This window comes from Photorhabdus sp. CRCIA-P01, from assembly GCF_003545805.1.
Taxonomy (GTDB): domain Bacteria; phylum Pseudomonadota; class Gammaproteobacteria; order Enterobacterales; family Enterobacteriaceae; genus Photorhabdus; species Photorhabdus antumapuensis.
This window is the reverse complement of sequence record NZ_NMQR01000091.1, coordinates 1-5,957: the sequence shown is the minus strand read 5'-3', so window position 1 is coordinate 5,957 and position 5,957 is coordinate 1. Positions and strand designations below refer to the sequence as shown.

6 protein-coding genes and 1 pseudogene are annotated in these 5,957 nt (G+C 43.3%); 6 read left to right on the top strand and 1 reads right to left on the bottom strand.

All coding sequences use genetic code 11. The features are described 5' to 3' along the window. On the bottom strand, positions 1-223 hold a 223-nt coding region (locus D3222_RS23250), incomplete at its 3' end, for a transposase (protein WP_198672909.1). Here D3222_RS23250 and D3222_RS23245 point away from each other — a divergent pair. The 6 genes and pseudogenes from D3222_RS23245 to D3222_RS23220 all read left to right on the top strand — a co-directional run. Then, positions 205-585 (top strand): hypothetical protein, encoded by a 381-nt coding sequence (locus tag D3222_RS23245; protein WP_198672908.1) that lies wholly within the window; start codon positions 205-207, stop codon positions 583-585. The two genes, D3222_RS23250 and D3222_RS23245, sit on opposite strands and share 19 nt — an antisense overlap. Continuing rightward, positions 582-1,493 (top strand): formylglycine-generating enzyme family protein, encoded by a 912-nt coding sequence (locus D3222_RS23240; protein WP_118988215.1) that lies wholly within the window; start codon positions 582-584, stop codon positions 1,491-1,493. The genes D3222_RS23245 and D3222_RS23240 overlap by 4 nt, the downstream gene beginning before the upstream one ends. After that, the gene (locus D3222_RS23235; RefSeq protein ID WP_118988214.1) at positions 1,490-2,971 is read left to right on the top strand and encodes a formylglycine-generating enzyme family protein; all 1,482 of its coding nucleotides are present in this window, start codon (positions 1,490-1,492) and stop codon (positions 2,969-2,971) included. The genes D3222_RS23240 and D3222_RS23235 overlap by 4 nt, the downstream gene beginning before the upstream one ends. A 218-nt stretch (positions 2,972-3,189) precedes the next feature. Next, complete coding sequence (locus tag D3222_RS23230; RefSeq protein ID WP_118988213.1) at positions 3,190-3,633, top strand: cytochrome c oxidase assembly factor Coa1 family protein; 444 nt, start codon at positions 3,190-3,192, stop codon at positions 3,631-3,633. 282 nt (positions 3,634-3,915) lie between these two features. Continuing rightward, entirely contained in the window at positions 3,916-5,067 is a 1,152-nt protein-coding gene (locus D3222_RS23225) for a hypothetical protein (protein ID WP_118988212.1), read from the top strand. 2 nt (positions 5,068-5,069) lie between these two features. Beyond that, positions 5,070-5,957 (top strand): annotated as a pseudogene (locus tag D3222_RS23220) (ImcF-related family protein); the annotation flags it as partial.

The window sequence follows — 5,957 nt, the reverse complement described above, 5'->3', positions numbered from 1 at the left end:
CCAGCGCTTGTATACGGCGTTGTTCGGGAGTCAAAGCCTGACCCGCCGGGGTCATCCCCTGTTGTTCAGCTTTATATTGACGTACCCACTTTCCGAGTGTGCTGGTATCTATCCCCAAAGCGCGAGCCACATCAACAACACGTTGCTGATGAAGAATGACTTGCTGAACCGCTTCCAACTTGAATTCAGCGGAATAGTGGCATCTTGGCTGTTTCAATTTCATCATCATACCTCACTTTCACTGTTAATCAGATTAGCAGGCTTGTGAGATGTCCGGAATTCTTATACCACTACAGAAAAGGTGACTGGAAGAAAGGCGAAGAAGAAGTGATTGCCTTTTTAGGTCGGGGTGAAGCACCACAAATTTATGGGCGCAGTGATAATTTTGTTCCCTTGGCTGCCAAAGTCACTATTGAGCCAAGTCATTATGCAAAAAATTTGAAAGACATTTATGACTGGCTGCCTACCAGCGAGGAAGTGGTTAAAAGCCTGAATGAACCTTTGAAACCGGTAAATGCAGAGTTGTTTAAAAGTATTACACAGGTGGTTGTTGAACAGCATCGTTATGTAAGGATATTTAAATGATAGAAAGAATAGTGCGTTATTCCATGATATCCGGGCTGATATTACTAACATTGGCAGGCTGCAAAGATGAAAAGAAAATTCAGGCAGAACAGCAGGCGTTGGTAAAAGAAGCTCTGGCGGAGATGGTGCCAGTGGCTGGTGGCAGTTTTATGATGGGGGATTTTGGCCCTCGGGTGGCGGAGCACCTGCCTTACAGCTTTGATTTGGATAATAAGCCAGAACATAAGGTAACGCTGGATAGTTTTAGTATCTCAAAATACCGAGTGACCTGGGGGCAGTTTAACCGTTATCTGGCTATTCTGGGGTTATCGAAAACGGCGACATACAATTATCTGAAAGGAGCAATAGATGTTGCGTATTTCGTTCAGAGTACTGGGGATAACTATCCAGCTTCAGTGGACTGGCAGCAGGCTAAAGACTATTGCCAGTGGATAGGAAAAATGAGTAGTCAGAGGGTAGATTTACCCACAGAGGCAGAGTGGGAGTACGCGGCACGGAGTCGGGGCCAGTTATTTATTTTTGCTAATAATAACAATGTGTATGAGCTGGGGAAAAATTTTGCGGGTGATGTTAGCCCAGTGGGTTCTTATCCTCCTAATCCACTGGGACTGTATGACATGATGGGTAATAGACGAGATTGGGTTAATGATTGGTATGCCGCAGATTATTACCAGCATTCACCAGAACATAATCCACAAGGTCCTAAAAAGGGAGATAAAAAAGTATTAAGAGGGTCTGTCGGAAGTAGTGATCAAGAAAACTTGGTGATTAATCGCTATAGCTATCATCTTGGTGAAAAGGTTTATCCACCGGGTTTTGGCTTCCGCTGTGTAGTCAATTTACCTGAAACAAAGAATTCAACTGTAGATTTGAAGAATTTCCGCAACAACAAGGAAATATTGAAATGATAAAACGAACGACATGTTATCTCATTCTGGTCGGACTGGCATTGCTGACATTGGCAGGTTGCAAAGATGAAAAGAAAATTCAGGCAGAGCAGCAGTCTTTGGTAAAAGAAGCTCTGGCGGAGATGGTGCCAGTGGCTGGTGGCAGTTTTATGATGGGGGATTTTGGCCCTCGGGTGGCGGAGCACCTGCCTTACAGCTTTGATTTGGATAATAAGCCAGAACATAAGGTAACGCTGGATAGTTTTAGTATCTCGAAATACCGGGTGACTTGGGCTCAGTTTAACCGTTACCGGGCGATGCTTGGGTTACCAGAGAATGATTTTTATCAACACTTTAAAAAGGTTGGGAAAGAATACGAATCTTATCAAGCTCTGCTGGGAGAAAAATATCCGGCTTCGGTGTACTGGCAGGAGGCTAAGGACTTTTGCCAGTGGTTGGGTAAAGTGAGTGGTGAGAAAGTCGATTTACCGACGGAGGCACAATGGGAGTATGCAGCCCGTAGCCGTGGTCAGTTATTTATTTTTGCCAACAATAATAATGTGTATGAACCGAATAAAAATTTTACGGGGGATATTCGCCCGGTTGGGTCTTATCCTCCGAATCCGTTAGGGCTGTACGATATGATGGGGAATGGACAGGATTGGGTGAATGATTGGTATGCCGCAGACTATTATCAGCACTCATCAGAACATAATCCGCGAGGCCCTGAAAAGGGAAAAGAAAAAGTATTGAGAGGCTCTGTTGGACAGATTGACCAAAAAAATCTGGTGATTAATCGCTATAAAATAGCGTTGGATTATTTTGAAAAACCAAAAAGCAACCCACCTGGCTACGGTTTTCGCTGTGTGATTAATCCACCGGAAGTTAAAAACTTAACTCTGGATTTAAAAACTATTCGTGACAGTAAAGAAGCGCGGGTGGAGTTGATAGAAAAAATCAATACGAGTCAGGGAGATGTATTAAAGTCTGTGTCACTGGAAACCAAGGGGGAGGTCATTGCGGTTCTGATTGATACTAATCTCTGGGATGGCGTTGCAAATCCGGTGAAACACGACGCGCAGAAGTGTGGTAAAGGGACAATACTTGATGCGCGTAAGCGAGCAGTGCTGGCAACGTTAAAATGGGTGCAGTCAAAGCGCGACTACGAGGATGTGATGCAACATATGGAGATAGTACCGACCATTGATAGGCAGGTGAGTTGGCAGACTAATGAAGCAAAAGTGATAGCCTTTTTAAGCGAGGGTGAAGCGCCGAAAAATTATGGGCGCAGTGATAATTTTATTCCTCTTGCCGCGAAGGTCACTATCCAGACGAGCCACTATGCTGAAAATTTACGGGAAATTTATCGCTCATTGCCTGCTGTTCAGGCAAACATCAATGAACCATTGAAACCGGTGAATGTGGCGTTATTAAGTAGCTGCACACAAGTGACCGTAGAGCAACATGGCTGGCAGAAGGTAAATGTGGTGGCGCATTGAATTATTGGATTATATTTTTTGCTGTGTGAGCAAATTATTTTGAAACTAAAAATGCAACTTTGGGTCTAAAAGTTTCTGGTAATAAATGTCAGCGACTGGATAACTTGCTTCTCAGAAAGAATAAGTTTGGACATCAGATTATGCGAAGTCGTGATTCTGACGATGATTTCGAGTTTATCATCGGAACTAATTTTAACTAATGAAAAGGTATTAAAGAGATGAAAATCAAAAAAGAGTGGAGTTTGTCTAATAGCGATGCTATTACGGATATTCCCTCCCTGTCTGAAAAGCGTAGCTGGGTGGTGAGGAAATGGAAATGGCTTATTCTTTGTCTTCTGCCCCTATTTATCGTGGGCGTGTTCACTCTTGTCATGGGTTCAATGAAATCCTCGGAGCCCTATGAAAAAGCATTATCACTGGCGCAATCTAATCCTGTTGTGAAGCATATTATCGGGCAGCCGATTGAGGTGGGTTGGTTTATTTCTGGCAGTATCAGCAATAGTAGCGCGGGATTGGAAATACCCATTAAGGGAAGTAAATTAAGCGGAACAATATATGTTGATGCTGATAAGTACTCAGGACGTTGGCGATATAAGACAATGGCTGTTCAGCCCGATCAAGGGGGTGAATTGATTAACTTGCTGAGCTCCAACGTGAAGTAATCATGCTGGTTCTGTGTGAATAATCTTAATATGTGAAATTAATTATTTGTTGACAATGGATAGCTCCCTGAAGTAAAAATTATTTTATGGTTTGATTAATTTTTTCACTCTCCAGATATTCTATAATATTATTTGGGTGTAATGAGACTTATTATCAAAAGAGAAAGCCATAAGATGTAGAGTTAATGGTATTTGATTCTATGTAATTAAATATCATTCTCTCCTATGGTGGTTGTCAGGTTATCTATCTAAATGTAGCAAAGGTTTTTATAGGGTAAAAATATGGGCTGGAATAAACCCGTGATAGCAATACAGCAAAAGCCTGTTTCGCCGGTATTATGGCGTTGGCTTGTCTCATTCATTGCGATTATTTGCGTCTGTATTGCCTGCTATCTGTTATGGTCTGAATTTCTCAGGCAGCAGCAAGGGTGGATGATCCTGGGTACTGTGGGCCTGATATGGCTGGCCGCATTTGGGCTTCGGTTATCTCTCTTTGGTTACCAGCTGGAGATGTATCGTCTTTGGCATCAAGAGAATCAATATATCGAGAAAGAATGGCAAGACTGGGCCAATCGATATATGTCTGTATTACACAATGGTGTATTTTTACCGGAGAAAATAACAGCCGGGACTATCGTGCAGGAAGAGCCGAAAATTGCCGCTCAATATGGTGAGAAAAAAGTAATAGACTATTTTTCATGGTCAGAAAATAAATGGCAGGACTCAGTAAAGATATTGTTACATAGTGTAGAAAATGCTATTTCTGAACTACCGTCTGACAGGCCAATCTATACAACGGTTATCACCAATTGTCTTGAGCAGAAATATGAAGAACTAGAAATGATATTGCAACAAAATTGGCAATCGATTTTTCCTTCACGTAAGCCATTGTCTCAATTAAATCTAGTGCCTTATTTGTCGGCAATGTATATTGAACATTGGTTAAAAGATCCTGCCAGTGAAGTGCAATTGTTAATATTGCTGCAAATTGAAAGTACCGGACAATTTTCAGAAGGTTTGGGGGTATTTCTGATGGCAACAGATGACTTGGCACAAAAATTTGAGTTGACTGAGAAAGCCAGAATTTATCGACCGATGGAAATTGACTCTGAAAATTTTGAACAACAATTTAAAACCTTTATTAATACCCAATTATCGGCGAAAGAAGCTATAGGTATGTTAGGGGGTGATAACGATATGTATTCCTATACTTCACAAATTATGCCAGTGATTCAAGAGCAGAATGCAGCATTAAAACTGGAACGAATTAAAAATATTGAAAAGTTTATTGGTCTGGCTGGTCCGGGCGCTTATTGGTTGGCAACCGGGTTGGCTATTGATTTGTCTCAATACCATTCAGGGAATTATTTAGTTTTAGTGAAAGATGATTGTAACTGGACAGTAAATACCGTTCAGGCATTGGAGAAAGAATAAAAATGATCAGTAATAAATGGACCAAAATCGGTAATGCACTGCTATTTATCGTTGTTGCTTCTATATTGGCATTTTGTATCTGGTCTTACGGTGAAAAAATCGGATTGGATGAAAATGATAAAAAGATATTTGCCTGGGGATTATCTGTATTGATCTTGAGTGTATTGCGCCTTTTCCCGCTAATCGTTGGGATCTATCGGCAGGAATACATCAGAAGGGAAATCGAGCAACAAGGTATGCGTCCGGCCAGGGAAGAGCGGTTAAAAATTTATACATCTGAGGATGAAAATAGGGAGATGATCAATTTTCACCTCAGTCGACGTTATGGTCGCTTTTGGCGTAGCAAAGTACGTATCTTACTGGTGATGGGCGAAGATCAAGAAGTAGATCAGATAGCTCCTGGTCTCGTTCAGCAGAAATGGCAAGAGGGCGAGCATAACCTGTTGCTGTGGGGCGGCAGTTTGCAGACGCCGCCGGATAAAGCGCAGTTACAGGCGTTGCGCCAACTGCGTCGCCGTCGCCCGCTGGATGGGGTGGTGTGGGTGATGACCGAAGACCAACTCAGCCAGCGGACGCAGATAGAGACCGCGTTGCGTATGCTGGAGAAACAGGGCCAACAGCTGGGCTGGCAGGCGCCGGTGTATGTGTGGAATGTGCGTCACAGCCACTGGGACCAGCGCGACCGGCCAACTCAGACGGTGGGYTGTTTTCTGTCAGAAGAGGGGACGGCTGAGAGGCTGGCGCAGGGTCTGGATAGCCTGATACCAACGCTGACGAGCCGGGGCATGGGACAGGCAATAGCGGAAATCCGTCACGATTTTCTGTTGCGGCTGGCGCAGTCATTGCGGGATGGCGGGGTGACGCGTCTGGTGACACAGTTGACGCCCGCC